Source organism: Pseudoalteromonas sp. C12FD-1, from assembly GCF_037414265.1.
In the GTDB taxonomy this organism is placed as follows: domain Bacteria; phylum Pseudomonadota; class Gammaproteobacteria; order Enterobacterales; family Alteromonadaceae; genus Pseudoalteromonas.
In genome coordinates this window covers 27,365-47,262 of sequence record NZ_JBBEVD010000030.1, presented here as the reverse complement: position 1 = coordinate 47,262, position 19,898 = coordinate 27,365, and the positions used below count along the sequence as shown (strand labels likewise).

The 19,898-nt window shown below is 40.1% G+C and carries 18 protein-coding genes and 1 pseudogene; 14 read left to right on the top strand and 5 right to left on the bottom strand.

From position 1 onward, the window contains the following. The first annotated feature begins 218 nt into the window (after positions 1–218). A complete protein-coding gene (locus WDB87_RS00335; protein ID WP_337848673.1) occupies positions 219–719 on the top strand; it encodes a GNAT family N-acetyltransferase in 501 nt (166 codons plus the stop codon). Here the strand turns inward: WDB87_RS00335 and WDB87_RS00330 are convergent. From WDB87_RS00330 to WDB87_RS00320, 3 genes are read right to left on the bottom strand one after another with little or no spacing between them, the layout of a single operon-like run. Further along, positions 716–1,324, bottom strand: coding sequence for a PqiC family protein (locus WDB87_RS00330; RefSeq protein ID WP_337848672.1), 609 nt, complete (start codon positions 1,322–1,324; stop codon positions 716–718). The two genes, WDB87_RS00335 and WDB87_RS00330, sit on opposite strands and share 4 nt — an antisense overlap. Continuing rightward, positions 1,324–2,979, bottom strand: a complete 1,656-nt coding sequence (gene pqiB, locus WDB87_RS00325; protein WP_337848671.1) for an intermembrane transport protein PqiB — start codon at positions 2,977–2,979, stop codon at positions 1,324–1,326. The genes WDB87_RS00330 and pqiB overlap by 1 nt, the downstream gene beginning before the upstream one ends. Further along, positions 2,976–4,142 (bottom strand): PqiA/YebS family transporter subunit, encoded by a 1,167-nt coding sequence (locus tag WDB87_RS00320; protein WP_443197896.1) that lies wholly within the window; start codon positions 4,140–4,142, stop codon positions 2,976–2,978. The genes pqiB and WDB87_RS00320 overlap by 4 nt, the downstream gene beginning before the upstream one ends. Before the next feature lie 166 nt (positions 4,143–4,308). Here WDB87_RS00320 and WDB87_RS00315 point away from each other — a divergent pair, with 166 nt between their 5' ends. Beyond that, positions 4,309–5,043 (top strand): substrate-binding periplasmic protein, encoded by a 735-nt coding sequence (locus WDB87_RS00315; protein ID WP_337848669.1) that lies wholly within the window; start codon positions 4,309–4,311, stop codon positions 5,041–5,043. A gap of 225 nt (positions 5,044–5,268) precedes the next feature. On the opposite strand, the gene WDB87_RS00310 is transcribed toward WDB87_RS00315, so the two are convergent. Beyond that, the gene (locus tag WDB87_RS00310; protein ID WP_286249216.1) at positions 5,269–6,090 is read right to left on the bottom strand and encodes a thioesterase family protein; all 822 of its coding nucleotides are present in this window, start codon (positions 6,088–6,090) and stop codon (positions 5,269–5,271) included. A 241-nt stretch (positions 6,091–6,331) separates the two neighbouring features. On the opposite strand from WDB87_RS00310, the gene dnaK reads away from it, so the two are divergent. The 9 genes and pseudogenes from dnaK to WDB87_RS00265 all read left to right on the top strand — a co-directional run bounded on the left by dnaK (position 6,332) and on the right by WDB87_RS00265 (position 15,627). Further along, positions 6,332–8,251, top strand: coding sequence for a molecular chaperone DnaK (gene dnaK, locus WDB87_RS00305; RefSeq protein WP_286249217.1), 1,920 nt, complete (start codon positions 6,332–6,334; stop codon positions 8,249–8,251). A gap of 201 nt (positions 8,252–8,452) precedes the next feature. Beyond that, complete coding sequence (gene dnaJ / locus WDB87_RS00300) at positions 8,453–9,595, top strand: molecular chaperone DnaJ (protein ID WP_286249261.1); 1,143 nt, start codon at positions 8,453–8,455, stop codon at positions 9,593–9,595. A 301-nt stretch (positions 9,596–9,896) separates the two neighbouring features. Then, complete coding sequence (ybaK, locus tag WDB87_RS00295) at positions 9,897–10,358, top strand: Cys-tRNA(Pro) deacylase (RefSeq protein ID WP_337848668.1); 462 nt, start codon at positions 9,897–9,899, stop codon at positions 10,356–10,358. Between the two features lie 120 nt (positions 10,359–10,478). Continuing rightward, entirely contained in the window at positions 10,479–10,883 is a 405-nt protein-coding gene (locus WDB87_RS00290) for a DUF1761 domain-containing protein (RefSeq protein WP_337848667.1), read from the top strand. A gap of 51 nt (positions 10,884–10,934) precedes the next feature. Beyond that, a pseudogene (locus WDB87_RS00285) lies at positions 10,935–11,344 on the top strand (response regulator). A 110-nt stretch (positions 11,345–11,454) separates the two neighbouring features. Then, complete coding sequence (locus tag WDB87_RS00280; protein WP_004588717.1) at positions 11,455–11,706, top strand: hypothetical protein; 252 nt, start codon at positions 11,455–11,457, stop codon at positions 11,704–11,706. 185 nt (positions 11,707–11,891) lie between these two features. After that, entirely contained in the window at positions 11,892–12,158 is a 267-nt protein-coding gene (locus WDB87_RS00275; protein WP_004588716.1) for a CBU_0592 family membrane protein, read from the top strand. A 171-nt stretch (positions 12,159–12,329) separates the two neighbouring features. Then, a complete protein-coding gene (locus WDB87_RS00270; RefSeq protein ID WP_337848666.1) occupies positions 12,330–14,054 on the top strand; it encodes an ATP-binding protein in 1,725 nt (574 codons plus the stop codon). Between the two features lie 154 nt (positions 14,055–14,208). After that, positions 14,209–15,627, top strand: coding sequence for a coniferyl aldehyde dehydrogenase (locus WDB87_RS00265; protein ID WP_337848665.1), 1,419 nt, complete (start codon positions 14,209–14,211; stop codon positions 15,625–15,627). Positions 15,628–15,696: 69 nt separating this feature from the next. Here the strand turns inward: WDB87_RS00265 and WDB87_RS00260 are convergent, their stop codons facing one another. Then, on the bottom strand, positions 15,697–16,422 hold the full coding sequence (locus WDB87_RS00260) for a tetratricopeptide repeat protein (RefSeq protein WP_337848664.1): 726 nt from the start codon (positions 16,420–16,422) through the stop codon (positions 15,697–15,699). A gap of 595 nt (positions 16,423–17,017) precedes the next feature. Between WDB87_RS00260 and WDB87_RS00255 the strand changes: the two genes are divergently transcribed. From WDB87_RS00255 to WDB87_RS00245, 3 genes are all read left to right on the top strand, one after another. Then, positions 17,018–17,878, top strand: coding sequence for a DUF6279 family lipoprotein (locus WDB87_RS00255; RefSeq protein WP_337848663.1), 861 nt, complete (start codon positions 17,018–17,020; stop codon positions 17,876–17,878). Positions 17,879–18,247: 369 nt separating this feature from the next. Next, positions 18,248–19,267 (top strand): XdhC family protein, encoded by a 1,020-nt coding sequence (locus tag WDB87_RS00250; RefSeq protein ID WP_286249235.1) that lies wholly within the window; start codon positions 18,248–18,250, stop codon positions 19,265–19,267. A gap of 1 nt (position 19,268) precedes the next feature. Continuing rightward, complete coding sequence (locus WDB87_RS00245) at positions 19,269–19,877, top strand: nucleotidyltransferase family protein (protein WP_337848662.1); 609 nt, start codon at positions 19,269–19,271, stop codon at positions 19,875–19,877. Positions 19,878–19,898 lie beyond the last annotated feature (21 nt).

Below are 19,898 nucleotides of genomic sequence, written 5' to 3'. Positions count from 1 at the left end.
TTTTCCAAGTCACTGCTTTTGTACGCGAGAGGAGTATTTAAACTGTTATGTTAAATTAAGGGTTTAAATAAAACGCGTTGGCTTTGGCGCCAGACGGAGCAAGAAATGCATACCGCTATTGTTGTGCCTGTAAAAACATCGGCGCAAAAATAATCTGGTTTTGCATTCCAGTCAATAAAAATTTATTTACATGAATAACTTTTTTACGAAGGCTTTAAATGAACGCCGTAATTAAAACAAAACGTTTATTGCTTCGCTATGCAAATGAGCACGATGCAGCCATGTTACTTAATTTGGTTAATCAGCCTAATTTTATCAAGTATATTGGCGATAAAGGCATTTATACGCTTAGTGATGCCAAAAACTATATTGAGCAATCTTTTATAGCTTCCCATAAACACCAAGGGTTTGGTCCTTATATTATTACTTTACACAGTGGTGAAGTCGTAGGAATAGTGGGTTTTTATAAACGTAAAGCGTTGCAACTGCCAGATTTAGGTTTTGCCTTGTTAACCCATTATGAGAAAAACGGTTATATTTTTGAAGCGGCCAAAGCGCTTTTACAAAGTAGGCACACTCTAGGGATAAAACAGGTCAGTGCTATTTGCGCAGCTAATAACACCGCTTCTCAGTGTGTATTATTAAAGTTAGGTTTTAACATGATAGGCAAGGCGGTTATTAATGATGATAAAACCGCCGTAAATATATATGGTTATTAAAGTCGGGCTTGCTCTATAGTTTTTGCCACATCTAAGTTTATGTTTAACCACGCTTGTTCTAGGGTGGTCACTAAGCCATCATAGCCGTCGTCTTCTATGGGGACAATGTTTGAGAAATTATGTACGCTGAGCAGTCGGCGGCCAGTTTCTGGATGGGTGTAATATAAGCGCCATAACCCTGAAATATCAGCATTGCCTTGCATATCACCGTTAAAGTGGTGCACTTCATACTCTAGCTCGTAAAACGTTTGCTGATCAAGCTCTGTAATAACTGGTAAACCTTTAATGACCATCCAATTGGGCATTGCATTAAAAAGGGTTTGTTGCGCTGTAGCGGTGAGCATAACATCGGGTGATTCACCCCATAGGTTGTAGTTTGCGGCATGAATTTGATTATTATCAATTTTCATCGCTATACCTAAGTTATTCAGTGCGCCTCTAAGGGCCACAGTTTGTACTCTAAGTTGCGCATCAGTTTCTTTTACATGGCGTGATGATGAAGTAATGGGTTGTTCAAATTGATAATACTGCGTTGCGTTTTGAATTGACGCACTGCACCCACTAAGGGTAATTAACACGCTTATGGCTAAAAATAAGTGTTTCATTATTGCTTCCTTGGTTGTGGATCAGCAGGGAGTGCTTTATCAAAAATAAACATATTTGGCTGCTCGTTTAAACCCCGCGTAAGCGGTTGAATTTCTTCACTTAAGCGTTTAAATTCGAGTAAGGTTTGCTGTAATTGATGATGAAACTCAGAGCCTGCCTGATAACTTGCCATGGTTTTATCAAATTGACGCATGGTCACTTCAAACTGTTCCATACTTTTGGTCATTTTATCAAAGTTACGGTTGAAGTCGCCGGGTAAGTTTTGTGTATCTTTTTGACTTAATAACGCACGCATTTCGTTAGCAAGGGCTTGGTAGTCGCTAAACGTAGCCTGCATTTGCGCCAGACTGTCTTCAATTTTTAAATCATTTACCTTGTTAAGCACATCCGAGACCTGATCGGCAAGTACCGTAATGCCGCTTGAAATACTTGGAAAAACATCATACTGCGCAAGTTTTGCTAAATGCGCTTTTGGTGCATCGGGGTATATATCAAAATCTACATACACTGCGCCTGTTAAAAGGTTGCCTGGTTTTAAAGAGGCGCGCATACCATTTTTTATCCAACCGGTTAGGCTGCTTTGCCAAAACTCTTTGGCCGCTGCGCTATCGTGATATAAACGGCCATATTCTATTTTAATCAGTACAGGCACCGCTGTGTTATGGTTTTTAAAATGCGCGGGTTTACCATTGATAATAACGTTAGCGGGCGCCTCTACCACGGTACCAATTCGAGTGCCACGATATTCCACCGGGGCACCAGGTCTTAGGCCACGTATTGATTGTTCAAAATCAATAATGTAGTAATCAAAATCGTAAAAACGCTCTTCCAGGGCTTCTTTATAGCTTTGACTCAATGAGAAATTATGACCATCTTGTGCTAAATCTCCTGGTGCTTGCTGCTCTGGTAAGCCAACAGAAATACCGCCTTTGAGTAGTTTACTTAATGAGCCTGTACTTATATTAATTCCATCGGCCGATAGGTCTATTTCAATGCCGGCGTTAACCCAAAAAATAGAGTTTAATGTTATGAGGTTTTGATAAGGTTCGTTAATAAAAATACCATACTTCATTGCTTGATTTTTCCAGTCAAAAGTAGCGGTTTCTATTTGGCCTATTTTGTAGTTTTTAAAAAATATTCCAGTGCTTACCTCGAGTACTTCAGCGTTGTAGCTGAGTAACTGAAAACGCCCACCTTTTACATCTTTACCAATAAGGGCTGGCTCGTCTTGTAATACAAAACGTTCTTTTAGCTTTTTACTCTCCCCAGGGGCAAACTCTAAATAAACACCTGACAAAAGCGTACTCATACCACTAATGCCCGTTTCGTCTATACGGGGTTTAACCACCCAAATTTTGGCATCTTCGGTGAGCAGTTCATTGTAGTTTTTGTCTATTTGCGCACGTGCAATAACGCTATCTTGCGAGTCAGAAAGGCGTATAGCATCAATTTGGCCAATTTTAACACTGCGCACTTTTATTTCTGTTTTACCTGCAATAATACCCTCCGCATGGGGCATTTTTATATATATAGTAGGGCCTACATTTGCCTGGTATTGATACAACATCCATATACCAACTAATAAGGCTATTAGCGGGATAATCCAAATAGCAGAAATTTTTGGTTTTGTTGTTACATTAGCCGTTTCGGTCATGCTTTGTTCTCTGAATGTTTGTTTTTTGGTTTGTCCCACAACAAGCGCGGATCAAACGCATGTGCAGCCATCATTTGGCATATTACCATAACAGTAAAAAATACGATGCCAAGCCCTGGGGTAATTGACATTAAGTTGCCTAGTTGCACTAAGGCAACGAGTATAGCAACAACAAATACATCAATCATTGACCATTTTCCAATAAATTCAGTAAGTTGATAAATTTTAGTATAGCCTTTTGTGTGCTTGTTAGCAGGTTTTGCCACCATAATACATAAAAAGCTAAGCACAAATGCTTTAGCCAAAGGCACCACCACGCTGGCCAAAAATATGATGGCGGCAATTGGGTAAGAACCACTTTTCCAAAGTGTTAGTACGCCGTCAATTAAGGTTGATGGTGTTACATCACCCAGGCTTGTAGTGTGCATTATTGGTAATAGGTTTGCAGGTATATAGCATAGCACTGAGGTGACTAACCAAGCTGTCGCTTTTTGGACGCTATTAGGGTTTCTAATATGTGTTTTGCTGTGACAGCGAGGGCAGTAGTCCTCTTTACAAAGTTGGTGGCATACATGGCAGGCTTTTATATTTTGATCAATTGCCCGTTTAGCGTTTGCTGCATCTTCGATAGGTGTTGCTGGTTTAATATGTGCCCATAAACGCGGCTTATTTACATGAGCAAGTGCTGCAATATACATAATAACAAAGCCAATATAGGCCCAAAAACTGGCGCCAAAATTAATGTCGGCAAGCGACATAATTTTAACCATGCTTACTAATACGCCAATTAAAAATATTTCCGACATGATCCAAGGCTCAAGAGCCAAGGTAAACTTGAGCAATCGCCTTGCTATACCCTCTGGCAATGTTTGCAAAAGACCAAGATGTAAAGGGATCAGAATGATCAGTAAGCTCATTGGCAGCGCAATAATGCTTAAATCAATAAATAAGCCAAGTAACTCACTGTCGTAATTAAATAAAATTCGGGCCGCATCGGGCAAGGTAATTGTTTGCGTTATACCGCTGCTACTAAATGAAATAAACGGGTAAAACATGCTGCTTAAGAGCATCAGCAATGAGCCAATACTCAGCGCGACTACTTTACTATCGTTGTTTACATCGCCTTCGCACAGCTTATGGTGACAATGCGGGCACACGGCCATTTGCTTATCGGCTATTGCGGGTATATCTATTATTAAATCGCAACACGGGCAAATTGTTTGCAAGTTATAACCATCAAAGAAGAATGTTTACGCAATTTTGCTATATTTAAACTATTAATACAACGCGATTAATCATTAAGCGCAATAACAATTCGTAAGGATTAATGTGAGGCTGTTATTATTTTACTTTATTAGCTATTTTTTTATAAGCCCGCCAGTGCCTGCCGCTCAGCAAAAACAGCCAGTTGTGATTGCTGCTAGTGCGACTATTCCTCCCTATGTAATAGAAAAAACAGACTCAGGTATGCAACTTGATATTATTAAAGCTGCACTATTTGAACAGGGCGTTAACGATATTGTTGTTATTTATATGTCTAACAAGCGCGCCGAGCAGCAGCTGCATAGCGGTAAGGTGGATATCTTGCTTAATTACGCAGGAAAGCGCGATGCAGATACTTACCCAAGTCAGCCAGTATTGAGTTATAAAAATGTGGCGGTATCACTTAAAAAACGTGACTTTGCTATTGAGAGTGTAAATGATTTAAATAACAAAAGTGTATTAGGGTTTCAACATGCAACGGCTTATTTACCGCCTTCATTTGCAAAAGGAGTTGCTCAGTTTGCAAGTTATGAAGAAGTAGTCAATCAACGTGCACAAATTGATAGGCTAATGAAAGAGTGGGTGGATGTAATTGTTCTCGATGAGCGTATTTTTCATTATTATAACATTAACTATTCGCACTCATTACCCGTTAATATTCATGCTATTTTTCCAAAAGCGCCAAGGCCCGCTTATTTTAATAACCCGTTACTGCAACAAAAATTTGATAAAGGCCTAGTTGCCATAAAGCAAAGTGGTAAATATCAGCAGCTATTAAATGTAAACGGCCATGCTAAATAGCATGGCCGTAGGTGTAATTATACCAATCCGCATAATTAAGCGATCTATTTTGAGGATGGATAAACGTGTTGATAGCAAAGAAAAATTCGCTATTTAGTTGTTATCGGCAATTGCCCCTGCATTGCTCTACCTTCTGCATCCATGCAGTCGTAAATGAGAATTTTTTAACGCAGATAGCGACACGTTTAGCCCCTGAAAATGATTAAGTATTATTGCTGATTGGTATTAGTCAAATAAGGCAACTGTTTGGCGGGTAAGGGCAATAAGTTCGCCTGATTGCGACCAAATACAGCCATCTTCTAATCCGTAGCCACCTTTAGCATGGTGAGTAATCGCTTCAAAGCCTAACCATTCACCGGGTGTAAGCGCTGGCTCTTGCACAAACTCTAAATACCACGACATGCTACTTGCAGGCGCAGGCTGTTTAAACATTTGCAGTAATGTGGGCGGCCAAGCATCTGTTAGTGCAATGATATGCGCTTCTGTAATGGTTTCGGGAGTGTGTTTAAAACGCATCCAACCACCTAAATGCGAAGTCTCAGCAGCACTAAATGGCATAGCGCCTTGTTGAGGGCATAAATCAACATGCTGGAAAAACTCAGGCATTTGCCCTTGAATAAATGGCAATGTATGTCGTGCATCTACAGGCTTTAATCCCATTTCTTTACTTACTGGTACGTTAACACCTGATTGCCTATCAATAGCGAAGCACGCTTGGACAATTACACACACCTGCTCACTTTGAATAACTTTAGCTAATACCTGAGTACTGCTTTTACCTTGGCGTAAAATTTCAACTGACAATGAAAAAGGCGTGTCGGCAAGCAGTGGCCCAACAAAATTAGTGCTCAGAGAAAGTAATCGTCTACTTGGGTCAATATGTTTTCTGATTGCTTGATAAAGTAGTGCAGCAGAAAGGCCACCAAATGCGGTTCTCCCTTGGCACCAATTAGCAGGAAACTCCATTGTATTGCTGTTATTGGCAAGCGAAGCCGAAGAAGAGCTTGAAATAGCAGAAGCTTGTTTTAATAAGTCATCAAAATGCATCGTTAATATCCTTGAAATTATCATTATCAGACATATATAGCACATAACAACTGGTCAGACTAGTTGTGTTAGATAGGTGTATTTGGCGTAAAAAACATCAAACCCTACTTTTATTAAGGTTTTTTGTTAAATAAATTACAAAAAATGAATTTTTTTTCATTTTTACAGTTGAATTAACTTTGTGGCATCCCTATTTACTAGTCATCGAACGTATTAACGAATTTGAAGTTGGAGAAGATTCATGGGTAAAATTATTGGAATCGATTTAGGTACTACAAACTCTTGTGTTGCAGTACTTGATGGTGATAAAGCACGTGTTATTGAAAATGCGGAAGGCGATCGCACAACCCCGTCTATTATTGCTTACACGCAAGACGGCGAGACTCTAGTAGGTCAACCTGCTAAGCGTCAAGCGGTTACTAACCCAACTAACACGTTATTTGCAATTAAGCGTTTAATTGGTCGTCGTTTTGAAGACGAAGAAGTACAACGTGATATCGGTATTATGCCGTTCAAAATCATCAAAGCTGATAACGGCGATGCATGGGTTGAAGCGGGTGGTGAAAAACGCGCTGCACCACAAATTTCTGCAGAAGTACTTAAAAAAATGAAGAAAACGGCAGAAGACTTTTTAGGTGAAAAAGTAACTGAAGCTGTAATCACAGTACCTGCATACTTTAACGATTCACAACGTCAAGCAACAAAAGATGCTGGTCGTATTGCGGGTCTTGAAGTTAAACGTATCATCAATGAGCCAACAGCTGCTGCTCTTGCTTACGGCATGGACAAAAACAAAGGTGAAAACGTTGTTGCAGTATATGACTTAGGTGGTGGTACTTTCGATTTATCAATCATTGAAATTGATGAAGTTGAAGGCGAGCACACGTTTGAAGTACTTGCTACAAATGGTGATACGCACTTAGGTGGTGAAGATTTCGATAACCGTGTAATCAACTACTTAGTAGCTGAGTTCAAGAAAGATCAAGGTATCGATTTACAAAATGATCCACTTGCAATGCAACGTGTTAAAGAAGCGGCTGAAAAAGCAAAAATTGAACTATCATCTGCACAATCGACAGAAGTAAATCTTCCGTATGTAACTGCCGATGCTACAGGTCCTAAGCACATGAACGTTAAACTAACGCGTGCTAAGCTTGAGTCATTAGTAGAAGATTTAGTAACTAAGTCAATTGAGCCACTTAAACGCGCACTAGCGGATGCTGATTTATCTGTAAATGATATTAACGATATCATTTTAGTAGGTGGTCAAACACGTATGCCACTAGTACAAAAAACAGTTGCTGAGTTCTTTGGTAAAGAGCCACGTAAAGATGTTAACCCTGATGAAGCTGTAGCAGTAGGCGCGGCAATTCAAGGTGGTGTATTAGCAGGCGACGTTAAAGACGTACTATTACTAGACGTGTCTCCATTATCGCTAGGTATTGAGACAATGGGCTCTGTAATGACAGCGCTAATTGAGAAAAACACAACGATTCCTACTAAGAAATCGCAAACGTTCTCTACAGCAGAAGACAACCAATCTGCCGTTACGATTCATGTACTACAAGGTGAGCGTAAACGTGCAAGCGACAACAAATCTCTAGGTCAATTTAACCTAGAAGGTATTCGCCCGGCACAACGTGGTACACCACAAATCGAAGTAACATTCGATGTAGATGCGGATGGTATCTTACATGTATCAGCCAAAGATAAAGATACAGGTAAAGAGCAAAAAATCACGATTCAAGCGTCTTCAGGCTTAAGCGATGAAGAAGTAGAAAAAATGGTTCGTGATGCAGAAGCTAACGCTGAAGAAGATAAAAAGTTTGAAGAGCTAGTAGCAACTCGTAACCAAGCTGATGCAATGGTACACGGCACACGTAAGCAAATTGAAGAAGCGGGTGACGCACTACCAAGCGAAGACAAAGAGGCTATTGAAGCCGCTGTTGTTGACCTTGAAGCAGCTATTAAGAGCGATGACAAAGCAGAAATTGAAGCTAAAACGCAAGCACTTGCTGAAAAGTCTCAAAAGCTAATGGAAATTGCTCAAGCTAAAGCGCAACAAGGTGGCGCAGATGCAGGCGAGCAACCACAACAGTCTGCTAAGCAAGACGACGATGTAGTTGATGCTGAGTTTGAAGAAGTAAAAGACGACAAGTAATTGTCAGCTAAGCTTCTAACTAGCCTAAACAACATGAATTGCTCACGTTTTTAGGGTAGGATGAACTTTTGAGGCGCGCAGGCTACAGCTTGTCGCGCCTTTTGTATGTATTTAAGGTTTAAAATTTTCATGATAAATCGATGTGATTTATCGGTTTATCCCGCAGTTTAGCTGCAAATAGAAAAGAGTAGTGTGATAGATATGTCAAAACGCGATTATTACGAAGTTCTCGGCGTAAGCAAAGATGCAAGCGAGAGAGACATAAAAAAAGCGTATAAACGCTTAGCGATGAAATATCACCCAGATCGTACCGCCGGTGATAAAGATCTCGAAACTAAATTTAAAGAAGTAAAAGAAGCTTACGAGATTTTAACCGACGATCAAAAACGTCAAATGTATGACCAATACGGCCATGCTGCCTTTGAACAAGGCGGTGGCGGCGGTCACGGCGGCTTTGGCGGTGGTGGTCAAGGCGATTTTGGTGATATTTTTGGTGATGTGTTCGGTGACATTTTTGGTGGTGGTGGTGGCCGTCGTCAATCGCGTCAGCAACGTGGATCAGATTTACGTTACAACATGGACCTAAGCTTAGAAGAAGCGGTTCGTGGTAAAGAAGTAGAAATAAAAGTACCTACATGGGTGAGCTGTAAGCCGTGTGATGGCAGTGGTGCAAAAGCGGGCTCTAAGCCTAAAACATGTACTACGTGTCATGGTGCTGGGCAAGTACAAATGCGCCAAGGTTTCTTTGCTGTTCAACAAACATGTCCAACCTGTCAGGGACAAGGTCAGATTATTTCAGACCCATGTGATAAGTGTCACGGACAAGGGCGTGTTGAGAAAACGAAAACGTTGTCAGTTAAAATTCCAGCAGGCGTAGACACAGGCGATCGTATTCGTTTGAGCGGTGAAGGTGAAGCCGGTATGCACGGAGCACCAGCTGGCGACTTATACGTGCAAGTATCGGTACGCGAACACCCAATTTTTGTGCGCGATGCGAACAACTTGTACTGCGAAGTGCCAATTAGCTTTACTACCGCAGGTTTAGGTGGCGAAATTGAAGTGCCTACGCTTGATGGTCGTGCCAAACTTAAAATACCGTCTGAAACTCAAACGGGCAAAATGTTCCGTATGCGTGGCAAAGGTGTTAAATCGGTACGTAGTGGTGCTCAAGGTGACTTAATTTGTAAAGTAGTGATTGAAACGCCAGTTAACTTAAACGAGCGTCAACGTGAGCTACTTAAAGAGTTAGACGAGAGCATGGGCAAAGATAGCTCAAAAAACCGTCCTAAAGAGCAAGGCTTTTTTGACGGCGTTAAAAAGTTTTTTGATGATTTAACTAAGTAATTAGTTATCGTAAAAACTAAAAAAACGGTGCTTGATGCACCGTTTTTTTTTGCTCAAATTCATGTGATTTATTCATATTGTTGGGCACTACCTAACAGTATTGTAGAGTGTATACACTCAATCGATTAATTCACTAAGCTATTGTGTTGCCTTATGTAATTGACCCTGCACGGCTTTATCCTTTACACCTATATCCTCGTCAATAAGAGTTTTTTAGCGTATCTGCTATTAAGTAACCCTTCAAAATGATTAATCCTTATTGTAGATTAATAATGCACTTAAAATAACGGGGCTAAATAGTATGACACCTGCAATCGAATTACTGAAAAAACAAAAAGTGCCTCACGATGTACTTAGTTATCAACATGATGCGAGTACAACACGTTATGGCCAAGAAGCCGTTGAAAAGTTAAACCTTAACAGTGAACAGGTTTTTAAAACGCTCGTGCTTGAAACCAATGAAGGGCAGTTAATTGTTGCCATCACACCGGTATCCCAGCAAGTAAATTTAAAGCAATTGGCCAAACTGTGTAACTCCAAAAAAGTCGCAATGGCAAGCGCGCCAACGGTACAAGCCGCCACGGGGTATATTTTGGGAGGGGTTAGTCCGCTTGGTCAAAAAAAACGCCTAACCACTTTTATTCATTCAAGCGCGATGGTATTTAATACAGTGTATGTAAGTGCAGGTAAGCGAGGGCTTGAGGTAGCGCTTTCGCCAACCGATTTAAAGTCACAAACACGTGCCACCTATGGCGATTTTTAAAAACCTCCACAAAAACCAATACGCCCTAAACCGCAAATTTTAAAGGGGATAATTTGCTGCTTAGGGTATTTTTAACTACAGTCAAAATACCCTTGTACACTATGCATTATGGCAGTATGTATGAATTTTACTGATGTTAATTTTTTTGCCGTGCTTGTGGCGGCGCTTTCCTCTTTTATGCTTGGCGGTATTTGGTATTCAAACGCTTTTTTTAAAAATGCCTGGTTAGAGTGTACAGGCCTTACGGAGCTTGATTTACAAACAGCAAAACCGACGTTAATTTTTGGTGGTAGTTTGGTACTTGCACTTTTGTCGGCGGTGGTGCTTTCATTATTTTTAGGTAAAGAGGCCGGAATGGGAGAGGGCGCCTTTACAGGTTTTGCCATCGGTTTGTTTTGGGTGGGTAGCTCGCTGGGTCTCAGTTACATTTATGAGCAGCGGCCAATCAAGTTGTTTATAATTAATGCAGGGTATTACACAATACAATTTACATTAATGGGTTTTATTATAGGTGTATGGCCTTAAGCACGCTCAATTAGGCGCCGCCTTTAAGTGCTTAAATACAATAAAGATAATATGAAAATGTTAGTCGTTGATGATATGCCACTTATGCGCCACGTATTAATTAATATGTTAAGGCAGCTTGATTACAAAAATGTTGTGGAGGCAACTGACGGCCAACAGGCGTTAAAAATACTGCGTCAGCAAAAATTGATTTAGTAATAACCGACCTACACATGCCTAAAGTAGACGGTGTAAACTTGCTCGATAACATACGTCACGACCAAGCTTTAGTCGATTTACCCGTTATTATGGTTACGTGTAAAGATAGCGCTGCTACAGTAAAACAAGTTATTAAAGCAAAAGTGTCGAGGTTTATTATTAAACCGTTTAATATAAATGTGTTATCAGCGCAATTAAGCCGTCTATTTTTTAGAGAACAGCGAAAAACTTTTATGGCGTTTTATACCGCATCTATTATTTAATCCCCAGTGTTTTCTCCACCGCTCATTAGGCAGTTAGCCTCGCTTTTATAACGTTTTTATTTATTAACTGCTAAAATGCCTGCTTTGCATCTACGTATGTTAAGGAGTGTATGGCTAAGCCAAATAAAAAGGGGCCGACTAAAACAGTCGATATTTTTTGCTCTGCTTGCAAAGCGGCGCTGTTTAAATACAGAAAAGGCGGCAAAGGCGCTCTAGTAAAGTGTTTTATAGAGCGAATAACCCAAGACTACACAACTACACCGTGTATTTGCCCCCAATGCGAGCGCCCATTTGCGCGCCCAGCAATTATACGTGGCACGCCAGCTTATAAAATAATTGGCGGTAAAGTTACCTTTAAATAACCTAATACGTTTTAAAAATACAACAACTACAAAGGGTAGGTTTGCTACTGATAAGGCGGACAATTGGCCTTGTACCAATAAACAAGCCTGATATACTCGCCCGGTTTTGCTGTTTCAATGATTGAAAAACACCCTCCCCAAGGATAGGGCCAGTTAGTTGGGTTTTTTAAGCAAAGGATAAACGTGTGATAGCACTGTTATTTGATATTGTAGGTATGGCGGGTACTTTCTTAGTTGTTGGTGCATTCTTTTTGTTACAACTTAATAAAGCATCTCCAACGGGGTTATTGTACAACATAATGAATTTAACAGGGGCAATTTTGCTGTTAATTAGTTTGTGTTACAACTTTAACCTTGCAAGCTTTGTAATTGAGATTTTCTGGATTGCAGCTTCACTGATCGGCTTATACAAGTACGCTAAAAATAAGCCTCAATTAGCCACTAACTCGTAATTTTAGTACCGCTAATGATGTTTACTGTTGCGAGTCAGTACAGACTTGCAGCAGTTTATAAATAAATTAAGATTTATTGTATTTGTTAACATAAAGTTTCTGTTGTTAGCGCCCATAACCCGTTAAACTAGCGCCCTTAAATTTTATAGCTATTTTGTTGTGAGCTAGGGCATGTTCTCCTTTTCTAAAAAACTTCTTTTATCTTTTGTTGTACTGATAGTGCTATTGTCCGTGGTGTTTTGCTATGGCCGAACTCATTATTATAATCAGGCCGAGCAAAAGGCAGCCCAACAGGCAACTCAATTAAAGCACTATATTGATACTGAGCTTGCTCGTTTTTCAAAAATTCCTCAGCTTCTTACTTATAACAACGAAGTTATCGATTTTTTAGGTGCGGCGCAAAATAACGAAAAAAAGATTAATAACTACTTAGCTGATATACAACAAGCCAGTGGTGCTTCAGATATTTATATTCTTAATGAACAAGGTGCAGTGGTTGCCAGCAGTAACTGGCAGGCCGATCATAACTTTTTAGGTAGCGATCTGTCGTTTAGACCGTATTTTAAGCGCGCATTTGCAGGTGAAAAAGTCGCGTACTTTGCTGTAGGCATGCGTACAAAAGAGCGAGGTATTTATTTTTCACAAGCCATTTATAACAATAATTTAGCGATAGGGGTTGTTGTTCTAAAAGTAAATGTAAACAAGTTTGAAAGCGACCGAGAACTGCTAAATACCGCCAAAGGCAGTCACTTTTATGTTCAGCTAGAAGATAGTGTTATTGCTATTTCAGATATGGAAAATTGGCGCCTTAATACGTTTTCTGCACTTGATATTACACATCGCAGAGACATCGCCCAGCGTCGTGCATATTTAGACTATCAACCAAAGCTCATTGCCCATTCAAATTACACATCACAAAGGTTACTGTTTAACACAATTGATGAGCATAACTATTTATCCGTAGAGCAAAAATTACGTTTTTTGAACGCATCTGTTACCGTACTAGTTAATGTATCTAATGTAAATATTGCTCAATTACCTGTGTTATTTGGCTTTGTGGTAATTTATGCGCTTATTATTGCCCTAGGGTATGTTGTTTTAAGGCGCGTTTATGGCGTTAAAAAACTGGTTTATTCACACCATAGTGTCACCCAAGAAATGAGCGCGCGCACTGATGCATTTAAAGCACAGCAAGATGCATTAGTACAATCAACTAAACTTGCAACAATTGGCCAGCTTAGCATGGGCTTTAACCACGAAATAAATCATCCGCTTAATACTATTAATACCTATCTAGCTAGCGCTAAACGTTTGCTTGCTAAAGGTAAGTTTGAATCCCTAAACGAAAATTTACAGTTTATTGAAGCCTTAGTAGCAAGAGTGCATAAAATAGTTGCACAGCTAAATTATTTTTCTGATTCTGCAAAAACGATTATTAGCGAAGTGCCATTAAATGAATCAGTAGCCAAGGCACTAGATATTAATAAAAATCAGCTAAAGCAGGACAACATAAGTGTTTTACCGCCTAAAATTGACAGCCAACTAAAGGTTTTAGCAGATAAAGCGGCCCTTGAAGAAGTGTTAGTTAACTTAATATCGAATGCCAGCCAAGCAATGCAAGGATGTATTATGCGCGAGCTGAGTATAAGTGCCAATTATCTAAATAATAGTGTGCAACTGTGTATTGAAGATACCGGACCAGGTATTGAAGTGCACGATTTAGACACTATTTTTGAGCCTTTTTACAGTACTAAATCGGTTGATGGGCTAGGGCTTGGCTTGTGTATTTCTAAGCAAATTATTAGCGCGCTTAATGGCACGCTAAGCGCACAGAACCGCGAACAAGGCGGCGCTAAATTTATTATTACGCTACCTTGTGAGCCGCTAACGAACTAAATAAAAGCAATTTAAGGGCGAAATTATTGAGCCAGCAGCGGTTAATTGTGGCTATTTGTTCCTATAAAAACGGTGATTTTTAGATAGTTAGTGTTATTGCTCGAAAATCAGAACGGCGTTATAGTCGTAGCAAAATGATACTCGAGTAGCACCTTTGGATACTGATAGCACACGCACACCCTCACTCAGCGATACGTTTAATGAGCTGCAAAATAGCTTTTTAGCCCAGTCGTACCTCCCAATAGATAAGCGTATTGTTTTATTAAAAACGCTGCACAAACGCATTGTTAGTCACGAACAAGCACTTATTGATGCAGCATCAAAAGATTTTGGCTACAGGACCGCGTTTGACACTTTACTTGGTGATATTCTGCCAACGGTTCAGGGCTTAGCGCACATAATTAAAAAATTACCAAAATGGGCAAAGCCCAGTAAGCGCTCAGCAAGCTTAAGTTTGTGGCCATCAAAAGTGAGTGTGACATACCAGCCACTTGGTGTAGTTGGCGTGATTGCTCCATGGAATTACCCCATACAATTGGCATTAGTGCCTGTTATTACCGCCATTGCAGCGGGCAATAGAGTTATGCTTAAGCTCAGCGAGTTTACCCCGCATACGAATGCAGTCATCGAAAAAATATTTGCAGATGAACTACAAGCGCATTGTAAAGTGGTGTTAGGGGAAAGCGATGTAGCGAGTGAATTTTCTGCACTGCCATTTGCACATTTACTGTTTACTGGCTCAACGTCAGTGGGCAAGCTGGTTATGAAAGCGGCCAGTGAAAATTTAACCCCTGTTACCTTAGAGCTTGGTGGTAAGTCGCCGGTGATCATTACTGAGCAAGCTAATATTAAAAAAGCAGCGCAAACCTTACTGTTTGGTAAAATGGCTAATGCAGGGCAAATATGTGTAGCCCCAGATTATGTATTTGTGCCTAAGGCGTTGGAACATCAGTTGGTACAGCAATTGTGTGAGCTTTATAAAAAGCATTTTAAAGACGGGGTTGAAGGTAAAAATTTAACGTCAATTATTAGCGATGCGCATTACACTCGCTTAGAAGGATATTTAACACAAGCACAGCAGTTAGGTGCGCACGTTATTAAGCCGCTAGAACAAAACCAACAAGACAAACAAAAGCATAGAATGGGTTTGCATATTGTTACCGCGCCTAGCGATGATATGGCGCTAATGCAAGATGAATTATTTGGCCCCATTTTGCCGATTAAAACCTACGAAAAGCTCGATGAGGTAATTGGCTATATAAAAGAGCATAATCACCCTCTAGCGTTATATATTTTAGGCCAAGATAAGCATGCTCAAGATTACATAATGGAGCAAACATTAAGCGGTACAGTTGCTGTAAACGATGCCTTAGTGCAGGTAACAGCAGATGATGTGCCATTTGGTGGTGTAGGGCATTCTGGTATGGGGCATTATCATGCTAAAGAGGGGTTTTTAACCTTTAGTCATGCAAAAAATACCTTGGTGTCTGGCTCGTTTAACCCACGTACCACGCTTTTACTCAAACAAAGTAAGCTCATTATTAAGCTACTTAAACTTTTATATATTAAGTAATAGGTATAAAAAAGGGCTAATGCGAGACGCATTTGCCCTTGTGTAATGCTTTGTTTAGCAGAGCGAAAATTAAAATAAGCGACCTTCACCGGCATACGTGCCTGCGAGTATTTTTTCGTAGATTTTGTCGGCTTTTTCTTTTGCTTCTTCTATTTCTTTAGGTAGCATTTTACGCTCATCTAGCTTACGGCTATGGCTTGCCTGCATATTGCCGTTGTATTCTGCAATGGTGTTCCACACATACGACTTTTCTAAGTCTTTTGGCATGCCCAGGCCTTCAAAATACATGAGCGCCAGATTAAATTGCGCCAGTGAGTAGTTATTAGCAGCGGCTTTTTCGTACCACGTTCTCGCTTGCTTGTAATCGCGCGTAACGCCCTCGCCATTTGAATACATAACACCTAAATTAAATTGTGCGGCGGGGAGGTTTTTTTTCGCCGCTTTTTCAAATAACGTAACCGCCATTTGCTTATCAAGCTTAACGCCTTTACCTTCATCGTATAAAACTGCTAGCGCAAACATTGAGTCAGCGTGATTTTTTTTAACGCCTTCTTTATAAAGCTCTGCCGCTTTAAAGTAGTCGCGTGTAACACCATAGCCGCCCTCGTAAAGTTTACCTAATTCGTAAATACCAGGGGCAAAGCCTTTATCAGCTAAATATTCAAATTCTTTTAGTGCCGTTGCAAATTCGCCTTCGTTGGCAGCTCTTATACCGTCTTCAAGAGTTGCATGTGCAAATGGGCTTGAAAGCAAAACGCCAGTGAGTATTAATGCTTTTAAATTAAACTGTGACATAGCCATGTCTCCAATAGGTAATAGTTGCAATGTGTATGTATAAAAACCTGTTTTATTGCAACACTTTGTACTTACTATTTAATTGCTACGTATAAAGTGATGCAAATGCATGGGGAAGTGAATTACTAACGCTTTGGTGATTATATGGCGTTTAACACTTAGCCAAGCTGTAGTGGTAATTATAGCTTAAATAAGCAATTATATTGCTAATAATGCTGAGCTTATAGGCGTAAGATACAGATATTACAGAAAATTTAAAGCAGTAAAAAAGCGCAAGCCAATAGCCTGCGCTTTTAATGTCATATTAACCGTCACTAATATGAGCAATGTAGCAAGTAGAGATGAACTTTTGTGCTATTACTTGGGTCGAGTAAATAATAGCCATTAAGCAGTCACGGGCTTAAAACAAAATGCCAGCATCCATGCTGTATATCGTCCTTGGGCACTGAGGTCGTTACACTTTGTTTATGCGATTAATTATTATTTAGATTTGGTGGTGTGTCAACAGTAAATAATAATTATTATCAATTAAAATGAATTAACACCCTTGCGTATTTATGTAAGAGTTTGAGAGAAAGCGTTAGTTGAGGGTTCCATGTTTAAAATAAAAAATATAAAAGTTTCGCGCATCGCTATCGCGCTTAGTCTGCTGTTTTTGTGTAGTTGTTCGGCTTCGTTTACTTATAATAACCTAACGTGGTTGTCGTCGTTTTGGGTAGATGACTACATTGATCTAAATAAGCAGCAAAACAAGCAACTTAAAAGTATTATTAACACAACCCAGCAGTGGCACCGCACCACGCAATTACCCGCCTACAAGCAGGATATCCTAAATTTAAAAGTGTTATTTAATCAGCAGTTAGATTATCAGCAATTAAAATCGCAAGTGGTATTAGCCAGAGCTCACTTTCAAAACATTCTTGAGCATGCACATATACCGCTCGCGCAGTTAGGGCTTACGCTTTCTGATGCGCAGCGCACAGAGCTAATTGCTAATATTCAAACGCAAATTAACGAAGAATACGAAGAGTTTAATGAATTAACAGCGCAGGAGCGCAAAAGCGAGCGCCTTGAAAGGCAGCTCGATTACTACAAACAATGGCTAGGAAAGTTAACGCCTATGCAAACGCAGCTTATTACTCAAGCTAACAATGATCATTACGACTCTTCATTGCTTTGGCATCAGTATAAGCAAGCGCGGTTAAATGCAGCGCAGCAAGTACTTTTAAATAAATCGCTCAGTGAGAACGACTTTATTAATCAGTTAAGCCATGTAATTACAAAGCGAGAGGCATACATGAGCGACGAATTGTTAGCCAGTAATGATGCGAATTTAGCGCTCTATGTAAACTTGCTTATTGAGCTAAATACCACCTTAAGTGAGCAGCAACGAGAGAGTGTAAATGATGAGTTTGATGAGCTGATTGATACACTCAGCGATTTAATTGAAGATTAATGCTTATTTTAGCCAAGGTTCACTTTTTATAAATTTTACGCTTATTAAGGAAGTTAGCGCATGTTGTACTGCGGTGGATGAATTTACAGCAGGGAGTTTGGTTTTTAGTCAGGGCATAGCCTTTGAAGGCGATTTAATTACACCTAGAGTGAAAAACTTTAATTCACACAGGTCACCTAGGCCTCGATAAATGCTAAGATAATATTCAATATTTAATAACGTCCTATCTGATCGATTTTAAAATATATCACGTACGCTTCTCACTTATTTGTTGCTTGATTATCCTAGTTATATCTATAAATAAAGCAAAGCGACATTTTGGTGATAATTAAAACGCGCACACATTAAGGATTGTAATGGCTGCAGTTTATGGTTACTGATTTAAAAGGAATGCTTAATACGTGGTATCCGCTTCGTGATGAGCAACAATGGGTGCTCGCAACCTTGTACCAAATTGAAGGATCGAGCTATCGAAAATTGGGCGCGATGATGCTTATTTCGAGCCTTGGTCAGCGCTTAGGCATGCTTTCGGGGGGCTGTTTAGAGGCTGATATTCAGCGTCACGCTAAACAAGTTATGACCTCACTACATTCTAAAACTATTACCTACGATGCAACCGATGAAGACGATTTAACATTCCAGCTAGGTATTGGCTGTGGCGGTGTGGTGCATATTATTTTGCAAAGCGTTAATCGTGAAAACGAATACTTACAATTAGAAAGCATGTTTAATGCACTAAAAAATAAGCAATCGGGGCACTACACGCAGCAAATTAAACCGTTAGTGACAAAAGGGTCAGGTGTTTTTAAAACAGTGGCTAAGCAACATAACTTATCTTTAAACCGTAAAGCAACGCTTTTAGAGCAAAACAATATTCAAAGTTTACAGGTGGCCATTTACCCCAGCCCACATTTATTAATTGTCGGTGGTGGTGCTGATGCAATACCGGTATATGCGCTTGCAAAGCAATTAGGCTGGATGGTGAGTGTGTGGGATAGCCGTGCTGCAAACGCTAAAAGAGACTATTTTAAGCATGCCGATCATATTTTGCGCAGCCCAGCTGCGCAGCTTAAACAATTTTGCGAACAGCACAAAGTTGATGCAGCTGTTTTAATGGCCCACAGTGTAGAGCTAGACTCACAGGCGTTAGCCGCACTTGAGCAAAGCCAGCTAAAGTACTTAGGGCTACTAGGACCTGCACATCGACGAGCGCAAGTGTTTGAGCATGCAAATACAACGGTAAATAAGGTAGCTGCCCCTGTGTTTGGCCCTGTAGGGCTAAATTTGGGCGGCGACTCGCCAGAGAGTATAGCGTTGTCGCTTATTAGCGAGATTCATGCGGTATTCGCTAATAAAGATGCCGCATCGTTAAGCAATTGGGGCAATTAAGGTGCGCCTAGCAAAGGTTATTTTAGCCGCTGGGCAATCGTCGCGGTTTAACGGGTGTAAGCTTATAGCCGATGTAGGTAATAAACCAATGATTTGCCACGCCGTAGATACCGTACAAGGGGATGACACATTACCCATATACGTTATTAGCGGTGCTTGGCATGCGCAAATTGAAGATGCGTTACATAGCTACAAAAATGTTGAAATACTGCATAACCCACACTGGCAAGTAGGTTTAGGAAAATCCATTGCGCGGGCAACGCAAGTTATAAGTGCTGCGCACGCATTGGATGGTATTTTATTCATGCTGGCAGATCAGGTTGAGCTTCGTACTACAGATATAAATACATTAATTGATCATTTTAAAAATAAACCCTCGCGCTGGTGCGCTGATTATGGCGAGCGCCTTGGCGTACCTGCTGTATTTCCTACCTGTGATTTTAAAACACTAGCAGCGCTAAATTGTGATAAAGGCGCTCAACATTTACTGCGCGATACAAAAGTCGAGGTTAATACCATTTTAATTAAACAGGCCAGCACAGATATTGACACTCAACAGCAATTAAAGAAGTTTATTAATAATAACAATAGGTTAGCCTCATTAGAATAAACTAAAAAATATAGCCTAAAC

Coding starts and splice junctions, on each gene's coding strand:
- WDB87_RS00335 (WP_337848673.1), top strand. CDS start 219: ATGAACGCCGTAATTAAAACAAAACGTTTATTGCTTCGCTATGCAAAT.
- WDB87_RS00330 (WP_337848672.1), bottom strand. CDS start 1,324: ATGAAACACTTATTTTTAGCCATAAGCGTGTTAATTACCCTTAGTGGG.
- pqiB (WP_337848671.1), bottom strand. CDS start 2,979: ATGACCGAAACGGCTAATGTAACAACAAAACCAAAAATTTCTGCTATT.
- WDB87_RS00320 (WP_443197896.1), bottom strand. CDS start 4,142: ATGGCCGTGTGCCCGCATTGTCACCATAAGCTGTGCGAAGGCGATGTA.
- WDB87_RS00310 (WP_286249216.1), bottom strand. CDS start 6,090: ATGCATTTTGATGACTTATTAAAACAAGCTTCTGCTATTTCAAGCTCT.
- dnaK (WP_286249217.1), top strand. CDS start 6,332: ATGGGTAAAATTATTGGAATCGATTTAGGTACTACAAACTCTTGTGTT.
- dnaJ (WP_286249261.1), top strand. CDS start 8,453: ATGTCAAAACGCGATTATTACGAAGTTCTCGGCGTAAGCAAAGATGCA.
- ybaK (WP_337848668.1), top strand. CDS start 9,897: ATGACACCTGCAATCGAATTACTGAAAAAACAAAAAGTGCCTCACGAT.
- WDB87_RS00290 (WP_337848667.1), top strand. CDS start 10,479: ATGAATTTTACTGATGTTAATTTTTTTGCCGTGCTTGTGGCGGCGCTT.
- WDB87_RS00280 (WP_004588717.1), top strand. CDS start 11,455: ATGGCTAAGCCAAATAAAAAGGGGCCGACTAAAACAGTCGATATTTTT.
- WDB87_RS00270 (WP_337848666.1), top strand. CDS start 12,330: ATGTTCTCCTTTTCTAAAAAACTTCTTTTATCTTTTGTTGTACTGATA.
- WDB87_RS00260 (WP_337848664.1), bottom strand. CDS start 16,422: ATGTCACAGTTTAATTTAAAAGCATTAATACTCACTGGCGTTTTGCTT.
- WDB87_RS00255 (WP_337848663.1), top strand. CDS start 17,018: ATGTTTAAAATAAAAAATATAAAAGTTTCGCGCATCGCTATCGCGCTT.
- WDB87_RS00250 (WP_286249235.1), top strand. CDS start 18,248: ATGGTTACTGATTTAAAAGGAATGCTTAATACGTGGTATCCGCTTCGT.